Source organism: Sulfurimonas lacustris (assembly GCF_059705355.1).
In genome coordinates this window covers 1,578,810-1,601,911 of the sequence record NZ_AP046125.1, presented here as the reverse complement: position 1 = coordinate 1,601,911, position 23,102 = coordinate 1,578,810, and the positions used below count along the sequence as shown (strand labels likewise).

The 23,102-nt window shown below is 40.6% G+C and carries 20 protein-coding genes; 19 read left to right on the top strand and 1 reads right to left on the bottom strand.

What is annotated here, in order from left to right:
* Positions 1–6: 6 nt before the first annotated feature.
* The 4 genes from AC6H4V_RS08305 (at position 7) to AC6H4V_RS08290 (ending at position 9,088) form a co-directional block, all read left to right on the top strand.
* The gene (locus AC6H4V_RS08305) at positions 7–540 is read left to right on the top strand and encodes a hypothetical protein (RefSeq protein WP_428729270.1); all 534 of its coding nucleotides are present in this window, start codon (positions 7–9) and stop codon (positions 538–540) included.
* The gene (locus AC6H4V_RS08300; protein ID WP_497606452.1) at positions 540–1,484 is read left to right on the top strand and encodes a tetratricopeptide repeat protein; all 945 of its coding nucleotides are present in this window, start codon (positions 540–542) and stop codon (positions 1,482–1,484) included. Before AC6H4V_RS08305 ends, AC6H4V_RS08300 begins: the two co-directional genes overlap by 1 nt.
* Positions 1,485–1,564: 80 nt before the next feature.
* On the top strand, positions 1,565–5,977 hold the full coding sequence (locus AC6H4V_RS08295; protein WP_497606451.1) for a calcium-binding protein: 4,413 nt from the start codon (positions 1,565–1,567) through the stop codon (positions 5,975–5,977).
* Positions 5,978–6,073: 96 nt separating this feature from the next.
* Complete coding sequence (locus AC6H4V_RS08290) at positions 6,074–9,088, top strand: MutS-related protein (protein ID WP_497606450.1); 3,015 nt, start codon at positions 6,074–6,076, stop codon at positions 9,086–9,088.
* Here AC6H4V_RS08290 and AC6H4V_RS08285 read toward each other — a convergent pair.
* Positions 9,085–9,498 carry a hypothetical protein gene (locus AC6H4V_RS08285; protein WP_497606449.1) on the bottom strand — a complete coding sequence of 138 codons (414 nt, stop codon included), beginning with the start codon at positions 9,496–9,498 and terminating at the stop codon, positions 9,085–9,087. The genes AC6H4V_RS08290 and AC6H4V_RS08285 overlap by 4 nt on opposite strands.
* A 172-nt stretch (positions 9,499–9,670) precedes the next feature.
* Between AC6H4V_RS08285 and dapE the strand changes: the two genes are divergently transcribed.
* The 15 genes from dapE (at position 9,671) to AC6H4V_RS08210 (ending at position 23,093) form a co-directional block, all read left to right on the top strand.
* Positions 9,671–10,768, top strand: a complete 1,098-nt coding sequence (gene dapE, locus AC6H4V_RS08280; RefSeq protein WP_497606448.1) for a succinyl-diaminopimelate desuccinylase — start codon at positions 9,671–9,673, stop codon at positions 10,766–10,768.
* Between the two features lie 3 nt (positions 10,769–10,771).
* The gene (locus AC6H4V_RS08275) at positions 10,772–11,167 is read left to right on the top strand and encodes a thioredoxin family protein (RefSeq protein ID WP_497606447.1); all 396 of its coding nucleotides are present in this window, start codon (positions 10,772–10,774) and stop codon (positions 11,165–11,167) included.
* A 107-nt stretch (positions 11,168–11,274) separates the two neighbouring features.
* On the top strand, positions 11,275–11,649 hold the full coding sequence (locus AC6H4V_RS08270; RefSeq protein WP_497606446.1) for a RidA family protein: 375 nt from the start codon (positions 11,275–11,277) through the stop codon (positions 11,647–11,649).
* Positions 11,646–12,866 carry a TolC family protein gene (locus AC6H4V_RS08265; RefSeq protein WP_497606445.1) on the top strand — a complete coding sequence of 407 codons (1,221 nt, stop codon included), beginning with the start codon at positions 11,646–11,648 and terminating at the stop codon, positions 12,864–12,866. The genes AC6H4V_RS08270 and AC6H4V_RS08265 overlap by 4 nt, the downstream gene beginning before the upstream one ends.
* Positions 12,863–13,612: an efflux RND transporter periplasmic adaptor subunit gene (locus AC6H4V_RS08260; protein ID WP_497606444.1), complete on the top strand. Its 750-nt coding sequence runs from the start codon at positions 12,863–12,865 to the stop codon at positions 13,610–13,612. Before AC6H4V_RS08265 ends, AC6H4V_RS08260 begins: the two co-directional genes overlap by 4 nt.
* Positions 13,613–16,657, top strand: a complete 3,045-nt coding sequence (locus AC6H4V_RS08255) for an efflux RND transporter permease subunit (protein WP_497606443.1) — start codon at positions 13,613–13,615, stop codon at positions 16,655–16,657. It abuts the gene before it with no gap.
* Between the two features lie 130 nt (positions 16,658–16,787).
* Positions 16,788–17,096 carry a 50S ribosomal protein L21 gene (rplU, locus tag AC6H4V_RS08250; protein WP_497606442.1) on the top strand — a complete coding sequence of 103 codons (309 nt, stop codon included), beginning with the start codon at positions 16,788–16,790 and terminating at the stop codon, positions 17,094–17,096.
* Positions 17,097–17,128: 32 nt separating this feature from the next.
* The gene (rpmA, locus tag AC6H4V_RS08245) at positions 17,129–17,386 is read left to right on the top strand and encodes a 50S ribosomal protein L27 (protein WP_300696000.1); all 258 of its coding nucleotides are present in this window, start codon (positions 17,129–17,131) and stop codon (positions 17,384–17,386) included.
* Positions 17,387–17,517: 131 nt separating this feature from the next.
* Entirely contained in the window at positions 17,518–18,624 is a 1,107-nt protein-coding gene (gene obgE, locus AC6H4V_RS08240) for a GTPase ObgE (protein ID WP_497606441.1), read from the top strand.
* Positions 18,625–18,634: 10 nt separating this feature from the next.
* A complete protein-coding gene (gene proB, locus AC6H4V_RS08235) occupies positions 18,635–19,399 on the top strand; it encodes a glutamate 5-kinase (RefSeq protein ID WP_497606440.1) in 765 nt (254 codons plus the stop codon).
* A complete protein-coding gene (gene fmt / locus AC6H4V_RS08230) occupies positions 19,399–20,307 on the top strand; it encodes a methionyl-tRNA formyltransferase (protein ID WP_497606439.1) in 909 nt (302 codons plus the stop codon). The genes proB and fmt overlap by 1 nt, the downstream gene beginning before the upstream one ends.
* Positions 20,288–20,923, top strand: coding sequence for a biotin--[acetyl-CoA-carboxylase] ligase (locus AC6H4V_RS08225; protein ID WP_497606438.1), 636 nt, complete (start codon positions 20,288–20,290; stop codon positions 20,921–20,923). The genes fmt and AC6H4V_RS08225 overlap by 20 nt, the downstream gene beginning before the upstream one ends.
* Positions 20,920–21,705: a ParA family protein gene (locus AC6H4V_RS08220; protein ID WP_428729285.1), complete on the top strand. Its 786-nt coding sequence runs from the start codon at positions 20,920–20,922 to the stop codon at positions 21,703–21,705. Before AC6H4V_RS08225 ends, AC6H4V_RS08220 begins: the two co-directional genes overlap by 4 nt.
* Positions 21,702–22,544 (top strand): ParB/RepB/Spo0J family partition protein, encoded by an 843-nt coding sequence (locus AC6H4V_RS08215; protein ID WP_497606437.1) that lies wholly within the window; start codon positions 21,702–21,704, stop codon positions 22,542–22,544. Before AC6H4V_RS08220 ends, AC6H4V_RS08215 begins: the two co-directional genes overlap by 4 nt.
* Positions 22,545–22,670: 126 nt before the next feature.
* Positions 22,671–23,093, top strand: coding sequence for a FoF1 ATP synthase subunit B' (locus tag AC6H4V_RS08210; RefSeq protein WP_428729287.1), 423 nt, complete (start codon positions 22,671–22,673; stop codon positions 23,091–23,093).
* Positions 23,094–23,102 lie beyond the last annotated feature (9 nt).

Genomic DNA, 23,102 nt, shown 5'->3' with positions numbered 1-23,102 from the left:
GCGTAGATGAAAAAAAAACTTTTTAGTATCGGTTTGGGTGCTCTTTTTTTACTTTTTAGCGGTTGTAGTCATAAAGAAGTTCTTACTTCAGCCTACTATCCAAGCTATACAAAAGATGAGATACTTCTTGCAGGAAAATATGCTTTTAAAAGTGGCAAAGAGTATGAGTATATCGTAGATGCATACAGAGACCGACTTGAAGTTACAAAAATAGGGTTTGATTTTTATAGTTTGCATCATAAAGATTATCTGCTTAAAGTAGAAGAGGATGCGTGTGGCACTTTGGCTACGCTTGAGGCGGAGGGCTCTTTTGGTGCAGAAAAAACGGACAAGTATCTTTTTGGGGAGAATGAACACCTAGATATTTGGGAGAAGATCGAGTATTTTGTAACCCAAAAAAGTGATGATATTGATTCTTTTGATACCAATGAGACTGACAGATATAGAAATATTTTTATCAAGCCCACCAAAGATATGAGCAAATGTAGTATAAAAAATGAGTTTGAAAATGGTTTGATAAAAGAGAGCGTGAAAAATTAATGAAAATTGCTACGTTCATTTTACTTCATCTCTCTTTTTTCTCATTAGCTTTTTGTGGTGACTTTGAAAAGGGAATGGAGTTTTACCAAAGTAAAGAGTTCACAAAAGCACATGCGCTGTTTTTAGTTGCCGCTCAAAAAGAGAATGCCTATGCACAGTACAATCTTGCACTCATGTATGAACATGGTGAAGGAGTTGAAAAAAACTTAGATAAGAGTATCTACTGGCTGCAAAAAGCTGTAGCACTTGGCAACGCAACTGCGCAAAACAAGCTGGGATATTTTTATGAAAACGGCATTGGTGTTGAAAAAAACATAAAAGAGGCGATACTACTCTACGAGCAAGCGGCAATGCAAGGATATGTTCCTGCTCAGTTTAACCTTGCGGTGCTGTACGAAACATTTGTAGCAGATAAAAAGGTGTTAGCAAAAGCTTTTGAGTGGTATGAAAAAGCGGCGCAAGCAGGGCTTCTTCCTGCTCAAAACAACTTGGCACGTTTGTACTATTTTGGTATCGGTACGCAAAAGGATTTGAAAAAAGCTTTTGAGTGGTATGAGAGAGCCGCAAATCTCGGTGATGACGTGGCAGCGTTTAATTTGGCACTTATGTACTATAGTGCCGAGGGTACATCCAAAGAGTACGATAAAACACTCTCTTGGCTTGAGTTTTCTGCAAAAAAAGGAAATAAATTTGCGCAAACACAACTTGGTGATTTTTACAGAAGCGGGGAGCTTGTAGAACAGAGCTATGAAGAGGCGTTTTTTTGGTACTTTGAGGCGGCCGCCGCTGGGTACGCAAAGGCGCAGTACTATATAGGGCTTTTCCATTATGAGGGGTACGGAGTTGCGCAAGACAAAGAGAAAGGGCTTTTTTGGATGGAGAAATCCAAAAAGAACGGCTACTCTTTCGCAAATGCTTTTTTGAAAAGAGTAAATAAAAAATAAGCAGTCTATCTTATGATATATGTTAAAATAGACCAAACGCGGTAAAAAAAGGCACATAAACGATACTCAAGGAGTTCACAATGCCAGAACAAAACAAAAATCAAATAACACAAACAACAGAATTTACAGTGGATGCAAAAGATGTTTTGCAGTATCAGAGCAATAAAGTTGTTGTAAAAAAAATACCGCTAAAAGGTCAGAATATAGCGGTGTATGTTCGCCCTGGTGATAATGTTTTTTATGAAATGGCAGGTGTTGATTTAGCCTCTTTGGAGTATCGCCTTGTTGGTGGTGACATCGTTGTATCTATGCCAAATGGAGGGAGTTTTACTTTCGTATCTATGGCGCTTATGGGCTACAGTGAAAGTCCTCCCTCTTTTTTTGGAGTAGGCGGTCAAAAATTTACTCTTGAGGATGTTCTTTCTCAGGTTAAAGAGGTCAATGATTTGCCCTTTGATTCCATAGCGGTTGAAGCTGATATCCAGTATGAAGATAAAGTCAAAAAAATCATTGAGGAGCTTGAGGATTTAACACGTAAGCTCACCAAAGATGTCTCACTACAGCAAAGCTTCGGAGACTCATTTGCTGATGGAGAAAATGATGCCAAAAAATTAACATACGAAGATTTTTCCACTATCAATACATTTCAAGAGCCTATTCCTGTTATTATAGAAAATCCTTTTACGGATTATTACTCTGATTCTTACAGCCGACACTTTACAAGTTACATCCCAACGGGGGGCACGGTTAACGACGCTGCAAAGCCTGTCTTTTATTTTAAAGCTACAGCACATCAAACAACATATAAAGAGACTATAAATGATGATGGGCAGATAGAGATTTTAGGCGGCGGCGGAAGTATCAACGGTTATAAATTTGATTCTATAACCAACCAGTTTGAAGCAGAAACCATAGATATGAGCCAAAGAAGCGAAGATATGATTATCAGAGCGGAGGGCTCAACGGAGCTCTCTAGGGTTTTAAGGTTTGAGCCGCAAATGCCTGAGGGATTTTATGTCGATAGCTTTACTCTAAGCGGTCTTCCCGTAGGTGTAACCATCCTCGATAAAGACGGAAATGCTATTGTTGGCTCGACGCTTACTAAAGAGCAGATGGTTTTTAAAGATGCACTTGGTAATGTCATCTCTTTTGATGATGCAGATTTTCTCACAAAATTTAAGAGCGCAGAGTTTGTCATAGAGTATGATGCCGCACTTGCTTCTCCTTTTAACATTGCTATAACTGCAAACTACAAGCTTGATGATGCATACTTGGAGACAACAGACCTTTTGCCGTCTCAATCCTATACCAACCAATACACTTTTGCTCTCAAAGACATAACAGCCGCAAGTGATTACACCTATAAGAAGACTGATTTTGTAAATGGTCAGGATGAAGGATTTATCTTATCAAAAGAGCCAAATGTCAACATCATAAAAGACGGCAGCGGAGATAATACCATATACGGCGGTATGGTTCAAGACACGATATATGACGCAGCAGGAGACGACAAGGTCTATCTGAGTGCGGGGGATGACACGCTCTATGGGGGAAGCGGTACAAACTACATTTATGGCGACGCAGATAAAGGCGGAGTTGATGCCATGGAGTATGCGGGGAAAGATACACTTAGCTATGAAAGTGTCAAAAGTTTTGCATCAAGTGAGGTAAAACTGCTTGACCAAGTAGGTTTGTTGTCTGCCGAGGAGAGCCAAAAGTTAAACGGAACATATGTAGAACTAGATGGGGATGGCAATCCAATCGCAAACTCTCTTGATGTCGATATGCTCGCCTACTACAAAGGGGTTTATGTTGATTTGGATGGGGTTTATGTTGATGGGCTTGATATTGATGTAAACGGTGATGAGGTTATAGATGCAAATGACAAAATCAACGTCATCTCAAAATTTGCAGATAGAGATGGAAAATTTACATACGATGAAGACGGCAATGCCATAAGCACTACACTTACAGAGAGCGGTTTAGAAAATCTCCAACCCATAGGTTATGACATTGTAGAAGATGTAGAAAATGTCAAAGGCAGCAGCTATAACGATACCATTTATGGAAATGTCCTTGTGGATAATATCCTCTCAGGTCTTGGAGGCAGTGATAGACTTGATGGAAGAGGTGGCAATAACACACTACTTGGCGGAGACGGTTACGATACTCTTATCGCCGGTAGCGGGAACGACTATATAGACGGTGGGGGCGACACGGATACGCTGAGTTACGAAAATGCGACGGAGGGCATGATTGTCCATTTTGACAGACCAAACGGGGAGGAGTTTGACTATACTCTAAAAAACGATGGCAGTACTACTATCAAAGATACGATTGTCAATGTAGAAGATATCCGAGCCTCTGCTTACAATGACACTATTTATGGAAACGGAAATACTAACTTCATAGAAGCAGGAGCTGGAGATGACCGCATACTCGCAGGCGGTGGTTATGACTTTATAGACGGTGGGGCAGGCAGCGACTGGATAAGTTACAACCCTGCTGATTATCCGAACCGTGTCACTAACCCAAATTTTATGGAAGAGATACAAGGTATAACGGTTGACTTAAACAGCACTGATTTTGTTATGGTAAAAGAGACGACAACAAACAGGCTTCTTGACCTCATAAAGAGTGTTGAGCAGATAGTGGCTACAAACGGCAATGATGTTGTCTATGGAAATAATACGAGTGCAGAGACCATCTGGGCGCTTGATGGCAATGACAGACTTGAGAGCAGGGGCGGCAATGATACACTCTATGGTGGGGGTGGAGATGACTACATTAGACCGGGTGCAGGACTGGATGTAAGCTGGGGTGGCTTAGGCATAGACTACCTAGAACTTTATGATGATGGCTTGGTTGCAGGATCTCGCAATATCAGGCTAACCGAAACAGGAACGATTCAGTACTCAACAAATAGTACAAATGGAGTGGATGGAACTTGGATTGATGGCTATAATGCAAACGGAGGTGTCAATCTCGCTTATGAGTTTGAAGGATTTGGCGGTTCATGGTATGACGATGCGCTCTATGGTAATTCTCAGAGCAATGTTATAAACGGTTACAATGGAAGTGATCGGATTTATGGATTTGACGGGGATGACACCATCAGAGCCGGAGATGGAGCCGACACTATCTATGGGGGAGCAGGCAATGATATCATCTACGGAGATAGAAACAATGACACTATAGATGCCGGTGATGGTGATGATACTGTTTATGGATATGGAAGATATGACAGCGGTATCTCAAACAATGACACTATAGACGGTGGTGCGGGTACAAACACGCTTAATTATACGGGAACGAATAACGGCTTCGTTCTTGATATGACGGCAGTTGATGGCAGCGGCTATGCAACCGTAGATATGAGTACAGGTACTATTTACGATGATAAAGTGAAAAACTTTACAAAAATCATCGGCAGCACGGGAAATGATACCATAACTGCCAATAACTCAGGTATGTATCTGGACGGTTGGAGCGGTACGGATAGCCTTTACGGCGGTGCGGGGAATGACACTATAATTACCAGAAATACTTCAGGCGAGATTTATGATGGTAACGGAGGCACAGATATTCTTCAGCTTGTTCAAAATGTTGATTTGAGAAATAAGACCGTAAGTGATTTTGAAACACTAGACCTTCAATCTTATAGCGGTTATCTTAATCTCTCCCAGTTATCACAGTTTCAAACTATAAAAGGAAGCGGGAATTTTTATCTTTACGGTACGAACAGCGCTGAAACATTTGACTTTAGCAATATAAACTTTAGTGAGTTTAGCGGTAAAGTCTATATTTATGGCTATAACGGAAATGATATATTTGATTTTAGCAATGCAACCTTGGGTAACGATGCCACTTTTTACCTCGATGCGGGAGGAAATATAGACACTCTCAAACTTGGAACAAATCAAACTATTAACATGACGGATAACTACTATAACACTTTTGAAGATTTTGACATCGGTGCTGACTCAACGCTCAATGTAACAGCTCTTAACAACAGCGGTAGATCATTTTATGCACATAACAAAAATTTTGATGATGTTGATTTTGCTAATGATGCGCATATAAATTTTATAGGCGGCAGCGGTAACGATACCTTTTATGTTGACTATACGGCTATAAGAGATGGAAAGCTGAGTATAGATGGGGCAGGCGGAGCAGACAGAGTTGATATAAGAACTTTTACTCAAAATGTTGACTTTACGGATGCAGGCTATAACGATTTGTTTTCAAATATCGAATCACTGGATATAGACCAAGCAACCGCCTATACGATGGAGTTGAGCGCAGATGTTTTGGCTACTTGGATTGACGGTACAAATTTGACATTGGACATAGCAAACAACACGCAGGGAACAAAAATCACCATTACCGATATACAAGGCGGCACGGATGTTACAAACTTAACAGTGAACTCAAGCTACAGCGTAACGCCTGCCGATGACCCAAGCCTTAACTTTACTATGGCGGTTGTGTAGAGGTCTAATCTCTCAATCCTTCCTTTGTGAAGGATTTTGTTAAAGTCTCTTTATGTTATAATCCCCACCTTTAAAAAATAACAAAAAAAGTAAACCATGCTTGCATCAGATGTTGAAACTCTTTTAAACTCCAAAGACAAACTTTTAACGCAAATCTATTTTGACCTTCAAAGGCATTTTGAGGCGAAGTATGGTGTGGATACGGTTGTTTTTATGGAGATAGGGACTTTTTTTGAGGTTTATGAGATAAACAACGATGAAGAGCAAGTCGGCAAGGCAAAAGAGATAGCTGAGCTTTTAAATATCCAGCTTACCAAAAAAAACAAAAGCATTTTAGAAAACAGCGATAAAAATCCTCTTCTAGCAGGTGTTCCCGCCGTCTCGTTTGAACGCTACTTAAGCCGTCTTATCGCAGAGCAAAAATACACCGTTATTGTTGTTAAACAAAAGGGCAATCCTCCAAAAATCAGCCGCTACATCTCCCAGATAGTCTCTCCGGGGACGAACTTTGACCATATTATCGATAATGACGACAACTACATTGTCTCGATTTTGGTTGATAAACATAGAGATATCTACTTTGTAGGCTACAGTGCCATAGATGTTACAACGGGCAAAACTTGGCTTTATGAGAGCCATGGAACGAGTGAAGACCCATCCTATGCGCTTGATGAGCTTTTTAACCTTTTAAATGTTTACCGTACATCAGAGGTTGTCGTTACCTTTTTGGACGGAGTGGATGACCAGCGTCATGTGATGTACTACCTTGAGATAGCGGAGCATTACCACTACAGCGTAAACAACCAACGCCCTCGTATAGAGTTTCAAAATGAACTCTTTAGCGAGGTTTACCAAATCCGCTCTCTTCTCTCTCCCATAGAACACTTGGACTTGGAGAGAAGTCCGATGATAACGGAGTCTTTGGCGATTTTGATTCACTTTGTTATAGAGCATGATATCCACATAGTCCAAAAGCTTGACTACCCAAAAATCATCGACAACAGACGCTTTATGTACCTTGGCAACAACGCTTTTGAGCAGATGAGTGTTATTTCCAAAGATAGAAACGAACTCACACTCTTAAGGCTTCTTGACAAGAGTGCGACGGCGGTTGGACGCAGGTTTTTAAAAGAGAGACTTTTAAATCCTATCATGGAAAAAGAGGAGCTTGAACGCCGCTACAATCTCATAGAAAAAGTCTCCTCTCATGTACGTTATCTCGATGAGGTGATGCGTGGGATTTACGATGTCCAGAGGCTCTCCCGCAGGCTCTATCTGGGCAGACTGCACCCTTTTGAGATAAACCACATTTACGATTCTATGCAAAGCGTCAAAGAGCTTATAGGTTACGCAAAAAAGCATAAGATACAAAAAATCCCTTTTCATGAGAGCGAGGTTGATGAGTTTTTACGTGATATCTCTAAAACTATAGATTTGGATATCTCCCGCCGTTTTACCCATGCGACTATTGATGATAACTTTTTGATGAGCGGTGTGGATGAGGCTATCGACACGCTTGTCAAAGAGAACCAAACGATGCTTATAGCCTTTGATGACATGATGGCAAAGATAGAGACGATGCTAGAATCTGCTGGTGCAGGCGGGGCAAACTCTACCGTGGCACTTGGTCTTTTGGAAAAAGAGGGGTACTACATCTCTTTGAGTAAAAACAGATTTTCGATGATAGAGAGTGAGTTTACTAGAAGCGAGGAGTTCAAAAAATGCGTGGTAAAAAAGTTTACCAACAGCGTAAAAATCACCTCCGATTTTACAGACACCCTCTCAGACCGTTTGATGAAAAATCGCCGCAAAATCGTCACTTTGGCAAAAGAGAGGTTTGTACAGCTTCAAGGTGTATTTGAAAAACGCTACGCACTCCTTTTTGACCGTGTTATCGCCTATGTTGCGGACTTGGATGTCGGGGTAAGCTCCTCAAAAGTAGCCCAGACGTACAAACACACAAGACCGATGATAGTGGATGTCAAAAGAGACGAGAACTTTTTACAGATAATGCAGTTGCGTCATCCGCTCATAGAGATTCAGGAGCGAGGCGGTCTGTATGTTCCAAACGATATCGTGATGGGCAACCGTGATTATGTTGATTTGCCGCATCCAAAAACGGTTATGCTTGAGGTGGCGGTTCATGACGGACATCAGATAAACGGGGTTTTGCTTTACGGGATAAATTCAAGCGGAAAATCCTCCCTTATGAAGAGCATCGGGCTAGCCACGCTTATGGCACAAGCAGGGTTTTTTGTAAGTGCTTCGGCTATGAAGTTTTCTCTTTTTGATTCGCTATTTACCCGCATCGTCTCACGAGACAACCTCGCAAAAGGACTCTCAACCTTTGCAGTAGAGATGCTTGAACTCAAAAATATCTTCAACCGTGCAAGCGTGCGCTCACTTATCCTCGGCGATGAGATAAGCCACGGAACAGAGACGCTCTCAGGTGTGGCGATAGTCTCAAGTGCCATCATCAAGCTCGCTCGTATGCGCTCACTTTTTCTCTTTGCGACACATCTTCATCAACTCTCCACGATGCGAGAGATACGTGAGCAAAAAAATGTTGTGGATCTGCACCTAAGCGTTGCGTATGATGAGGCGCAGGACAAACTACTTTTTAACAGAGTGCTTCAAAGCGGGAGCGGAAGCAGTATCTATGGTCTGGAGTTTGCAAAATCGCTTCACATGGACGGCGATTTTTTAGATATGGCAAACAAAATCCGCAAAAGATTGGCAAAAGATTTTGATGAGTTAGAACTGCTTGTCAAGAAAAAAACAAGCAAGTACAACAAAGAGCTCTATGTGACAAAGTGCGTTATTTGTGGAGCGATGGCAGAAGATGTGCATCACATAAACCACCAATCTTTAGCCGATAGCAGCGGTTTTATAGGGCATTTTCACAAAGACGCCAAGCACAACCTTGTCCCTCTTTGCAAAGAACACCACAAAGCCATCCATGAGGGAAGTATAAAGATAGATGGCTTTATGATGACAAGCAGCGGTTTGGAGCTAAAGTTTGAGGAGCGTTTGAGTAAAAAAGAGGCGCAAAAAGCAACCGACCCCGAGATAAACGAACCAAAGGGGTTTGTGCTTGATGATTGGGACTAAATCTTTTTAAGGTTTGCGTTATATAAGAACTCTTCGAGAGTGTCAAAGAGTGAGTTTATCATTTTTGAAGCGCTTTCACACTCAAGAGAGCTTACTGCACGCATAAAATAGTCTTTATTAGTACAGTGCTCTTGAATTTGAGCTTCTAGGTTTTGAGCCGCTTTTTTGGATGTTTTATGGTCGATGCAGTCAAAAATAACGCAACATAAATTGTTCTCAAGTAGAATAAATCTGTCAGTTTTTCTTTTTATATCAACTAGCTCTGAAAGCACTGCTTCTTCTTTTGAGCAGTAGCAAAGAGCTAGAGCAAAGTTGATGTGGTATCTTTTGTAGCGGTAAGAGTACTCTTCAAGGGCATGGATGACTTCATTAGAATATTTTTGACGACGCTCTTTTTCAAGACTGAACATATAAAACCTCTTATTTTCTTGTAAGTGCTATGTTATCATAAAAGTTATTTATAGTTAAAATTTAAATTTAGTTTTATATGAAATAATTAAAAAGTGTGAAATAAGATAACACTTTTCAATGGCATGAGAAAAGTTTAGTATAATTAGCTTTTTTATTTTGAACGGAACAATGATGAAAATAATCGAACTTTTTAAATACATGATAGAGCAGAAAAGTCAAACGCCGGATGATGGCGGGCTTTTGGATTTTGTAGCAGAGTATCTTGAGGATTTTGAGGCGGTGCGCGTTGATGTAGAAGGTGTCAAAAATCTTTTTCTCTATAAAAAATTTGGCGATGGGGAACACCTCTGTTTTGCGGGGCATGTGGATGTTGTGCCAGCAGGCGAGGGGTGGAGCAGTGACCCTTACAAAGCGGTGGAAAAAGATGGCTACATCTACGGGCGTGGCACGCAAGATATGAAAAGCGGCGTTGCGGCATTTGTGCAAGCACTCAAAGAGACAGAAAAATTTAACGGAACGCTCTCGATTCTGCTAACCTCCGATGAAGAGGGCGAGGCGACACATGGCACTATAGAGATGCTTCGCTATCTCAAAGAGCATGACATGCTTCCTGATGTCGCAGTGGTGGCGGAGCCGACATGTGAGGCGGTTTTTGGAGATGCCATCAAGGTGGGTCGCCGTGGGTCGATTAATGGCTATATCACGCTAAAGGGCAAACAGGGGCATGCGGCATACCCTGAAAAAGGGGTAAATCCCATCAACCTTATCGCTCCAAGGCTTGTCGGTATGGCGGGGGTTGATTTGGATAACGGCGATGCTTTTTTTGCACCAAGCAAGTTTGTCATCACCGACATAAGAGCCGGCATGCAGGTAACAAATGTCACGCCAAACGAACTAAAGATGATGTTCAATGTCAGAAATACAACACTCACAACACAAGAAGAGGTACGTGCGTTTGTAGCAAAAAATCTTGAGGGGTTGGAGTATGAACTTACCCTCACGCAAGGCTCTTACCCCTTTAGAACCGATGTCTCCTCTAAAGTAGTAAAAAACATTGATGCGGCGATAGAGAGAGTAACCCACATAAAACCAAAACACTCCACGGCAGGCGGAACTTCCGATGCCAGATACATGGCTCTGCTGGGTATAGACGTTGTCGAATTTGGCGTAATAAATGATACAATTCACGCCGTAAATGAGAGAACTTCAAGAAAAGAGGTAGAAAAACTCTATGAAGTTTTCAAAAATCTTATAGAGAATTGGGAGTAAGAAATGAGAGTAATCGTTCTTATGATGGCACTCTTTGCGATGCTTATGGGTGTGGAGCTAAAATGGTCAGGCGATTATGAAGCGGCACTCGCAGCGGCAAAAAAAGAGAAAAAAGATGTCTATCTCTTTTTAGGTTCGGAGTATTGCAAATATTGTGAAAAGTTTAAAGAAGAGGTTTTAGTGCGCAAGGATGTGGAAGCAAAACTCAAAAAAAAGTATGTTTTGCTCTATCTATCCAGAGACATAGACGACATCCCCGCACATCTTGAAACCAAACCCGTACCAAGACACTACTTCTTAAAGAGTGACGGCAAAATCATCTACACAACCATCGGCGGCAGAAGCCTTGAGGGGTTTGAAGAGATGTTGGCTGAAGTGGATGAGGCTAAAAAAGATTAAAAACTTTTATGCACTTTATCGGAAATGGGGCTTTAGCCCCGTTAAAAACTAAGCGAGGCTAAAGCCTCACTTCCAAAAAAATAGAAGTAAATGAAGGAAATATAGATATGAAATTCGTACAAACAAACAAAGCGCCATCGGCGATAGGTCCATATTCACAAGCGGTAGTGGCAAACGGAATGGTTTTTACATCTGGGCAAATCGCTCTTACTCCTGAGGGTGTTATGCTGGAAAATGATGTTGTCGTGCAGACAAAACAGGTTCTTACAAATCTTCAAGCGGTTTTAGAAGAGGCGGGGAGTTCTATGGGCGGTGTTATCAAAACAACTATCTTTTTGGCATCTATGGATGATTTTGCAACGGTCAATGAGATTTATGCTGAGGCTTTTGGTTCTCATAAGCCAGCTCGCTCTACCGTGGCGGTCAAAACACTTCCAAAAAATGCTTTAGTAGAAATCGACGCTGTCGCACTTGTTGGATGAAAAAAGCACTTTTGCTTCTTCTTCCCGCACTTTTGTTTGGGGAGAGCCTCAAATCTATCTTAGAGTACGCAAGCCAAAATAACAATCTTTTAGAGGCGAAAAAACTTACAAAAAGCGCAAAAGAGAGTGAAGTTGCATCTAAAAAGAGTGACTATTTTCCAAAGATAGATATCGGGGCAACTTATCAAAACAGTACCGATACCACACTTTTTCAGATACAAGATGTCTATACGCTCTATGGCAAAGTCGGAGTGGATATCTACGACGGTGGCGCAAAGGCGGCACTTTTAAAGAGAGCAAAAGATGAGTTTGGAGCAGCCTCTTATGATGCGCAAGAGGCTAAAGAGGCTCTTTTGCTTGATGTCGTCAAAGAGTTTTATACCATTAAAACACTAGAGGCACGCCTTAGCGCACTTGAAGATGCAAAAAAGTCTCTTTTTGAACAACGGGAGAGGGTAAGGGCATTTTACGATGCGAAAATGGCAACGCAAGATGATGTTGCGAGACTTCAAGCCTCGTATGACCAAAAAAGTTATGAGATAGAGTCGCTTCATTTTGAGATATTGCGTGTCAAAAAGTCCATACAGCTTCAAGTCGGCATGGAGATAGAGAGTTTTGAGCCGTCTGCATTTCATGAAAGCGTGTCGTATGAACCAAAGAGTTCTCTAAAATCGCTAGAACATAAAGAGAGTGCGATAAAAAGCGCTTCTGAGGCACTGGGTAGTGTCTATGCTCCAAATATAAAGCTAGAAGATAGATACACGCTCTATGAGTATGGCGATATCGCTCCAAGCCACCCTGCCAAGATAGATAAACAAAATGTACTTATGCTAAACCTAAACATGAGAATCTTTGACAACGCAACTGCAAAAGAGGCGAAAGAGGCACTCCTTTTGGATGCTAAAGCTCTGGGTGAAGAGAGAAAGTACCACGCAAAAGAGCAGAAGATGCTTTATGAACTCTCCATCGCAAGAGTAGCGTCGCTTAAATCCAAGATAAAAAGTGCGCAAAGTGCTTTGGTCGCCGCAAAGAGCGCATTTACAACCATAAACGAAAAGTATAGTGCAGGAATCGTTGATTATGTGGTTTATCTTGATGCACTGAGTGCTAAAACGGATGCGTTCTCTCTTTATGAGGGTTCGCTTTATGACTTGCAGATAGCCTATGCAACAAGCTGCTTTTACGGCGGTAAAAAACTTCAGGAGTGTGTAGAGTGAAAAAACTATTTTTTGGATTGTTGCTCCTTTTTGTCCAGCTTGATGCGCAGGAAGTTTATGCAAATTTTTTCGTCAGAGCGCATCAAGATGCGACACTTGCCTTTCATGCAGGCGGGATTATCAAAACACTTCACGCAGATGTTGCACAGAGTGTAAAAAAAGGGAGTTTGGTAGCAGAACTTGCAAACGAGGAGCAAAAAGCCCTTTTGAATGTCGCTAAAGCTGATGTAGAAAATGCAAAAGTTGCACTCAAATATGCCCAAAGAGATTATGAGCGAGGGCAAAAAGTGAAACATCTGCTTGATGAGGCACGTTTTGATGTCTATGAACTCGCCTACGAGAGAGCAAAAACAGCACTCTCTCTCGCACTTGCAAACCTCTCCTACAAAGAGACACTCTACAACAAAACGCTTCTACAAGCTCCGTTTGATGGGACTATCTATGAGAAAAACGCAGAAGTCGGAGATGTGGTTACAGAGATGTCGCCAAAGAGCGTTTTTAAGATTTTAAGCAAAAAGAGAAAACTTGTTTTGGAGTTTGACCAGAAGTATTGGAAGAGCGTAAAAGCGGGGCAGACATTTAAGTATAAGGTGGACGGCGATACAAAAGAGCATCAAGGCTTGATAACAAAAGTCTATCCGCATGCAGATGCAAAGAGCAGAAAAATGAGTGCTGAGGTTGAAGCAGGAGATTTTGCGATTGGACTTTTTGGCGATGGCACTATAGTTGCAGAGACGACAAAGTAGATGTTTAAACTAGCCATAACAAGACCCATAGCGACACTGATGTATGTCATCACGCTTGTTATCTTTGGATACATGAGCTACAAAGCGATGCCCTCCGCACTTTTTCCAAATGTTGACTTTCCCATAGTTACCATCCAGACAAACTATCCAGGCGCAGAGGCTAGTACGATAGAGTCGCAAATCACGGATGAGATAGAAGAGGCGATTTCAAGAATCGGCGGGGTTGACAGCATCACTTCAAGCAGCAGTGACGGCGTGAGTATAGTTACGGTAAAGTTCTTTTTAGAGCGTGATATTGACGAGGCGACTAACGATGTCAGAGACAAGGTTTCAGCCATCAAACTCTCCAAAGATGCCCAGATGCCGCTTGTGAGCAAACTAGATATCGGCGGCGCACCCATTATCAATATCTTTCTAACCGCCAAAGCAGAGAGCCTTCAAAATCTGATGCTTTTTGCAGATGAAAAGGTAAAACCCGCACTCCAAAAGGTAAATGATGTCGGTGCTATCAACATTGTCGGTTACAAAGAGAGGGAGATAAAGATATTTCCCCACGCAGAGGCACTGAATAAATACGCCATAACTATCGCAGAACTTAACGATGCAGTTGCAGAGGAGAACCTTAAACTCGGCGGCGGCAAGCTTATCACAAAGAGCCAAGAGTTTGTGCTTGAGACAAAAGCAGATGCGCTTACCGTTGATGCCTTAAAAAATATCAAGATAAAAGATAATATCAGGCTTAAAGATATAGCAAGTGTGGAAGACTCTCTAAGTGATGCCAAAAGTTACGCTTCTTACAACGGAGTAGAGGGTGTCATGCTAGAGGTTCAAAAAATCTCGGGAACAAACACCATAGATATCATCAAGCGTGTCAAAGAGGTAGTGCCGAAACTTCAGTTGATGGCGGGGGATAGGTTTGGCGTGGAGGTTCTAAACGACACTTCCACATTTATCTTACACTCTTTGAGTGATGTTGAGTTTGACCTTATTTACGGTTCGATTTTGGCGGCAATCATAGTTTTTATCTTTTTGCGAAACCTTACCATCACTTTTGTCTCCGCACTCTCCATCCCGTCCTCTATCTTTGGCACATTTGCGCTTATGGACTATATGGGTTTTGAGCTAAACAAGATGACGCTCATAGGGCTTACACTTGCGATTGGGATTATCATCGACGATGCTATCGTTGTCATCGAAAATATCTACAAAAAGATGGAAGAGGGTTTGGGCAAATACGAAGCGGCGTACGAGGGGACAAAAGAGATGGCTTTTACCATCTTAGCTATCTCCGCCATGCTTCTTGCAGTTTTTATCCCGGTCTCTTTTATGAGCGGAATCGTTGGGAAATTTTTTGAGAGTTTTGCCATGACGGTAGGTTTTGCCATCATCATCTCCTATACGATAGCTCTTAGTTTTATCCCAAGTCTAAGCGCACGGGTTTTACGCAAGGATGAGAGCAGATTTTATAGCCTTACAGAGCCTTTTTTTAAAGCTCTTGAGCGTATCTATGAAGCACTTCTGCTTAAAATCTTGCGATGGAGAAAGAGTACGCTTATAGTTGTTTTTGCCCTCTTTTTTGCCTCTCTTAGTCTATTTCCAAAAATCGGTATGGATTTTATACCAAAAGAGGATAAAGCGGAGTTTGAGATAAAAATCAAAGCAGATGCAGGAATCTCCCTTGAAGAGATGGTACGCAAATCCAAAAGCGTAGAAAATGTCGTAAGAAAAGACCCAAATGTTGCCTACACAACGCTTAGTATCGGCTATAACGCAATGCAGGAGAAGCACAAAGCTCTTATCTATGTCAAGCTTGTTGAAAAAAAACAAAGAGAGCGCAACCAAGAGGAGATAATTCAAGATTTTAGACAAAAACTCGAATCATTCAAAAAAGAGATGTTTATCACCGCATCAGCCATCCCAAACATCAAAGGTGCAGGTGTTTCAGTGCCATATCAGATAGTTTTAAAAAGCGATTCGTTTGAAGCACTTGAAGAGGCGAAGAAAAATCTAGTTGCACATCTGGCAAAAAAAGAGGGTTTTGTAGATATAGACACAGATTTGGATGAGCAAAAACCCAAAATTGACATCAACATCATAAGAGAAAACGCCTCACTTTTGGGCGTTTCTGCTTCACAGATTGCAGAGGCTGTTGCTATTGCTTTTTCAAGTGATTTGGAGATTTCTTACTTTGAACAGAGCGGTAAACAGTACGATATCACGCTCAGACTAAGTGATGCAAACAGAGTGAGTTTGGAGGATATCAAAAAACTTCAAGTACGTGCAAAAGATGGCTCTTTAGTCTATCTTGATGGTTTGGTCTCTTTTGAAAACTCACAAACACTTGGAGCTATCAACCACTTTGACAGACAAAGAGAGGTAACCATCTTTGCCGACCTTTTCGGACTTGACTTAGGCGGAGCGGTAAACTACACAAAAGAGCAGCTTCATGAACTCTTGCCAAAAGGCGTAGAGTACCGTTTTACTGGGTTTGCAGAGGAGATGGTAAAAACCGCTCAGGCATTTGGCGTGGCTATTGGACTGAGCGTTATTCTGATGTTTATTATCTTGGCGATACTCTATGAATCGCTTATCCAGCCAGTTATCATCATGGTAGCACTCCCGCTAAGTATCATCGGTGTGATGCTCTCGCTCTACCTCTCAGGACTACAATTTAGCCTTTTTGTCATGATTGGCTTTATGTTGTTGATGGGAATGGTAGGCAAAAACGCAGTTCTGCTGGTTGATTTTGCAAATCATGCAGTACAAAATGGAAAAAATGCAGATGAAGCACTCATAGAAGCAGGAGAAAAGAGGTTGCGCCCCATCCTTATGACAACCATTGCCATGGTCTTTGCGATGCTTCCACTCGCACTTAGTAGTGGTCTTGGCAGTGAAACAAAAGCACCGATGGCAATCTCCATCATAGGAGGACTTCTAAGCTCCATGATTCTAACTCTTCTAGTAGTTCCCGCCATCTATAAAATCATAAACCCACTCGATATATGGCTAAAAAAGTTCTATCAAAATGAAAAGATAGAAATATAATGATATGATTAAACAAAACTTAAAGCTTGTAAGAGTATAATTCCGAACTTTTTGTAGAAACGAAACCGATAAAAGCATTCACAATATGCTTTTAGAGGCTATAAGTATTTAAAGATTTAAGGAATTGTATATGTACGCAATTATCAAAAACGGTGGCAAGCAGTATAAAGTTCAAGAGGGTGATATCTTATTACTAGATAACATGTCTCTTGAGCCAAAAGCTTCAATCGAGATTAAAGAAGTTCTCGCTGTAAACGCAGGCGAGCTTAGAGTGGGAGCGCCTTTTGTAGAGGGTGCTGTTGTAACTGCTGAAGTTATCAATGAGGGTCGTGATAGAAAAGTTATGACATTCAAAAAACGTCGTCGTAAAGACTCTAAAGTTAAAAGAGGCTTTAGAAGAGATTTTACTCGCGTACGTATCATAAAAATCGCAGCGTAATTAGCGCTGTAAATTAACGAAGGAGATTCAAGATGGCACATAAGAAAGGTCAAGGTAGTACACAGAATAATCGTGACTCAGCTGGTAGAAGACTTGGTGTAAAAAAGTATGGTGGAGAGGCTGTAGTAGCTGGTAACATTATTATTCGCCAAAGAGGAACTAAAGTTCACCCAGGCAAAAATGTTGGTATGGGCAAAGACCATACAATTTATGCTCTTGTTGAAGGTACTGTTTTGTTTCATAGAAAAGACAAAAAACGCCAACAAGTTTCAATCGTTCCTGCTGCGTAATTTCTAATATTTGGGTTTTCCCCAAATATTTCTCTTCAATACATTAGGTTTAGCACCTAAACAATTTAAATATTTAACAATTTACTTTCTTAGTATAGTCTGTTTTTAAGTATTAATATTCAAGGATTTTCATGTTTACAGATAGCGTAGAACTTACAGTTTCTTCAGGAAAAGGCGGTCAAGGATGCGTCTCTTTTCGCCGTGAAAAATTCGTAATCAACGGCGGACCAGATGGCGGAGATGGCGGCAAAGGCGGAGATATCTGGTTTAAGTGCGACAACAACACGCATACCCTCTCTCACTTTCAAAAGAAGATGCACATAAAAGCAGAAAATGGTATTCAGGGTGGAAGTACCAATATGGCTGGAAAAGCTGGTGCTAAAAGAGTGATTATCGTCCCTCCAGGCACACAGATTATTGATGTAGAGAGCGGCGAAGTTCTTTTTGATATGCTTGAAGATGGGCAAGAGACACTTTTTCTAACAGGCGGCAGAGGCGGACTTGGAAATACACACTTCAAATCTTCTACAAAACAGCGCCCAACTTATGCACAACCAGGGGAAAAAGGCGAGACAAGAACCATCAAGCTTGAGATGAAACTTATTGCAGATGTTGGTTTGGTTGGTTTTCCAAATGTAGGCAAATCTACGCTTATCTCAACAGTTTCAAACGCACGTCCAGAGATTGCAAACTATGAGTTTACAACACTCACACCTAAGCTTGGGCAGGTAAATATTGGAGATTTCGAGTCGTTTATCATGGCAGATATCCCAGGTATTATCGGTGGAGCGCATGAAGGAAAGGGTCTTGGTATCCAATTTTTAAGACATATAGAGAGAACAAAGATTCTTCTTTTTATGGTTGACTTGGCATCATACAGAGATTTAAGGGAGCAGATAGAAACTCTCAAAGCCGAAGTTGCAGCATTTTCTGATACGTTGGCAGGTAGCAGTTATGCTATAGCTCTTACACGCTTAGATGTTGTTCCTCAAGAGGAAGTGAGTGATTTGGTGAGTGGATTTTTAGAGACTATTGGCTTGAGTGCATCACATGAGAGAGAAAGCGGTTTTGATGCGTCACTTCCGTACTTTATCCAAAAAAGTGCAGATGAGACACTTGGTTACGACAAGACGCTTCCTTACTTTGTAGCACCTATTTCATCAGCGACAAATAAAAATATAGAGCCGCTAAAACATGCGCTCTTTAACCTTGTGCAAGTAAATAGATATAGCAAATAGAGAAGTCAAAATGAGAAGAGTAGTTGTAAAAGTTGGAAGTGCGGTGCTTACGCAAAATGATGCCATAGCACTTCAAAGAATGAGAAATTTAGTTGATTTTTTAGCAGAGCTAAGAAAAGAGAATGAAGTTATCTTAGTTTCATCTGGCGCAGTAGCAGCTGGATACACAGCGCTTAGACTAGACAGAGCCATTCTTCAAAACAAACAAGCGCTCGCTTCCATTGGGCAACCTATCTTGATGAACAAATATGCAAAAAAATTTGCCGAGCACAACATCTTAACAGCGCAGGTTTTAGTTACCGCTGCAAATTTCAATGATGATAATGAGTGCAGAAGAGTCAAAGATACAGTTGATACACTTCTCTCAAACGGCGTTATTCCTATCATAAACGAAAACGACGCAACAACGACAAAAGAGCTTGTAGTCGGTGACAATGACCAACTCTCCGCCTATGTTGCAAAACACACCGCTTCATCCCTTCTTATCATTCTCTCAGACATAGATGCTTACTATGACAAAGACCCGAGAAAATTTGATGATGCAAAGATTTTAAAAATAGTAAACAGCATTGATGCAGATGAGCTTGAAAAAGATGCAAACCCAAACAGCGCTTTTGCGACTGGCGGGATACTTACAAAACTCAAAGCCGCAAACTATCTTTTAGCACATAACATCGACATGGTGCTTACAAGCGGTTATGACTTGGGTAACATCAAAAGTTTGATGCTTGAGGACAAACATCTAGGCGGAACTCTCTTTACAAGAGGTGCTTAATGAAGATTATCTTTATGGGAACGCCAGAGTATGCAGGGTGCATTTTAGAAAAAATCATCGCTACTCCAGATATGGAAGTAGTTGCGGTCTATACACAACCTGACAAACCAGTAGGACGCAAAAAAATTCTCACCCCTCCCATTGTAAAAACAATCGCACTCCAAAACGGTATCCGTGTTTATCAGCCCCAGAGGCTTAGAGAAGCAGATGTTGTAAAAGAGCTAGAAAAAATAGAGTGCGACTATATTGTAGTTGCCGCTTATGGGCAGATATTGCCAAAAGAGATTTTATGCCATGCCCCTTGTATCAATCTTCACGCTTCTATCTTGCCTCAGTACAGAGGTGCAAGCCCGATTCAACAAACACTTTTAAATGGGGACACTAAAACTGGCGTCACTGCTATGTTGATGGAAGAGGGACTTGATACTGGTGCTATCATTAAGATAGCGACCATTGACGTAAGTTCAGATGAAATGGTAGAGTCTCTTTTTGAGAGACTTACAGTTGTTGCATCTGATTTGACCATAGATGTACTTCAAAACTTCACGACTTATACACCTCAAGTACAAAATAACGCTTTTGCATCACACTGTAAAAAAATAACAAAACAAGATGGCGAGGTTACTTTTGGGGACGCAGAGGAGATTTTCAACAAATACCGTGCATTTACACCATGGCCAGGGGTTTATCTTGCTTCAGGATTAAAACTCAAAGAAATTGAACTTCTCGAAAACAAAAGCCAAAATGAGAGCGGTAAAATCCTTCAAATCGACAAAGATGCTATTATTGTAGGATGCAAACAAGGAAGCATAAAAATTTCACGTGTGCAGCCAGAGTCAAAAAATGAGATGGATGTACTCTCTTACATCAACGGAAAAAGATTAAACCTTGCAGATACTCTTTCTTGAAAGTATAGACTCAACGCAAAAGCATCTCAAAGAGCTGATTGCGCAAGGGAGAGTTACTCCACCCTATAGCGTTGTTGCTTGTATGCAGACAGATGGCGTTGGAAGCAGAGGTAATGCATGGAAGGGAGAAGAAAATAATCTTTTCTTATCTTTCGCTATCCCACTTGGCGATTTGCCACAGGATCTTAAACTAGAGTCTGCATCAATCTATTTTTCATGCATCATGAAAGAGACGCTTGAAGAGTTTGGCTCAAAAGTTTGGTTGAAATGGCCCAATGACTTCTATATAAACGACAAAAAAATAGGAGGAATGATTACAAATCTTTTGGGTGGGTGCATCGTTTGCGGGATTGGGCTCAATCTCCAAAATGCACCAGAAAATTTCGATAAACTCGATATCTCTATCAAAAGAGAGAAGCTCCTTGAGAGCTATTTTTCCAATATAGAGAAAAAGAGCCTTTGGAAGCAAGTTTTTAGTAAATATAAGTTAGAATTTTACAAGAATCAAAACTTTTATACACATGAAAAAAATTTAATAATTTCTTTAGGAGAGGCAGCACTTCAAGGTGATGGCTCAATCGTAATTAACGGCGAGAGGATATACAGCAGACGATGAGTGAAGTAATTGTAATAGCAAATCAAAAGGGTGGTGTTGGCAAAACAACTACAGCCGTAAACCTAGCCGCATCCCTTGCTGTTGCAGAAAAAAGAGTGCTTCTTATAGACTCAGACCCTCAGGCAAATGCAACAACTTCTCTTGGATTTCATAGAAATGACTATGAGTTCAACATTTACCATGTACTCATCGGTACGAAAAAACTCAAAGATATCATCTTGAAGTCAGAATTGCCAACCCTTCATTTGGCACCTTCAAACATCGGTTTGGTCGGGATAGAAAAAGAGTATTATGATGCTCAAAACTCCAAAGGTCGTGAGTTGCTTCTCAAAAAAGCACTTGCAACTGTTTTAAAAGATTATGACTATATTATTATTGACTCTCCACCTGCACTCGGTCCCATGACGATTAACGCACTCTCTGCATCAAACTCAGTCATTATTCCTATTCAGTGTGAGTTTTTTGCTCTTGAGGGACTTGCGCAGCTTTTAAACACAGTAAAGCTTGTGCGAAAATCTATCAATCAAAAGTTAGTGATTAGAGGCTTTTTACCAACAATGTTTAGCGCACAAAACAACCTTTCAAAACAGGTTTTTGCAGATTTGAAACAGCACTTTAGCAGTAAACTTTTTAAAGATGCAAACGGTGAAGTGATTGTAGTTCCAAGAAATGTAAAACTAGCAGAATCCCCATCATTTGGAAAACCAGCGATTCTTTATGATGTAAAGTCAATGGGATCTATCTCTTATCAAAATTTAGCACAGGCGATTATAGAAGCATGAAGTCACAAAAATTAGGAAGAGGATTGGGTGAGCTTTTAGGAGAGATAGAAGAAGCATATGAAAATGAAGTTTCTCAAAAAGATTCGATTATTGAGATTGCGCTTAAAGATATACGACCAAATCCGTTTCAGCCAAGAAAACATTTTGAAGAGAGTTCTCTTTATGAACTCGGTGAATCCATAAAAAATGATGGACTCATTCAGCCAATCATTGTAACAGAAGATGTTGATGGTTATATTCTTATTGCAGGAGAGAGAAGACTTCGTGCATCAAAATTGGCAAAACTAAAAACTATTCGTGCTATTGTTTTAAACAGCGATGAGCAAAAAATGCGACAGTTCGCATTGATAGAAAATATCCAAAGAGATGAATTAAACTCTATAGAGTTGGCACACGCTTATGGCGAACTGATTAAGCTTCACAACATTACACAAGATGAACTCTCCACTAAAATTCATAAGAGTAGAACACATATTACAAATACATTAAGACTTTTACAGCTTTCTCAAAAAACACAAAAAGCGCTCATTGAGAAAAAGATTACAACTGGACATGCAAAAGTTTTGGTTGGACTTGATGAAAAACAGCAACAGCTTATGGTGGACTCTATCATAGGACAAAAGTTGAGCGTTAGAGAAGTAGAAGCAACGATGAAAAGCGTGAAAAATCCTAAAGCTGAGCAAAATGTTGCAAAAGAGTTGCTCTCTTATGATTTTCAAGCTTTAAAAGAGAAACTTTCAAAACTAGGATTTGCAGCAAAAAGTTCAACTAAAAGTGTTACCATAGAATTTAACGATGCAATGCAAGTAGAGCAATTTCTTCAACTTCTCTCAAAATAAACTTTTAATTGCTTCTTTATTGTAAATATTATTTATAAATAATATAAAAATAGTTTAAATTTTCTATCAGTTTAACAATTCTTTTAATTTTAACATAGTATAATCACGCAACTTTTAGGAGGTGCTATGTTAGATATAAATCCGATACTACTTGTCGCTACATTAATCGTGTTTCTTACTCTTATCGCCGTTCTAAACAGTTGGCTTTACAATCCGTTGTTTGCTTACATGAGTAAAAGAGATGAGGACATCAAAAAAGACCTACAAAAAGTAGGTTCTAATGATGATGAAATCAACGAACTTGAATCAAGAGCGCAAACAATAATTACAAATGCCAAATTGGAAGCTGCGGCCCTGAGAGAGAAAGTTATTGCGGATGCTAGAGAGTTAGCAGAGAGTAAATTAGAAGCAAAACGTGCTGAATTAGCTAGTCAGTATTTAGAGTTTGAGCAATCACTTGCTCAAGTTCGTGAACAGTTGAGCAGTGATTTAAAATCACAAACTCCTCTGTTTAGAGAAGCTGTAAAAGCTAAATTTAGTCAAATATAAGGATGTGAT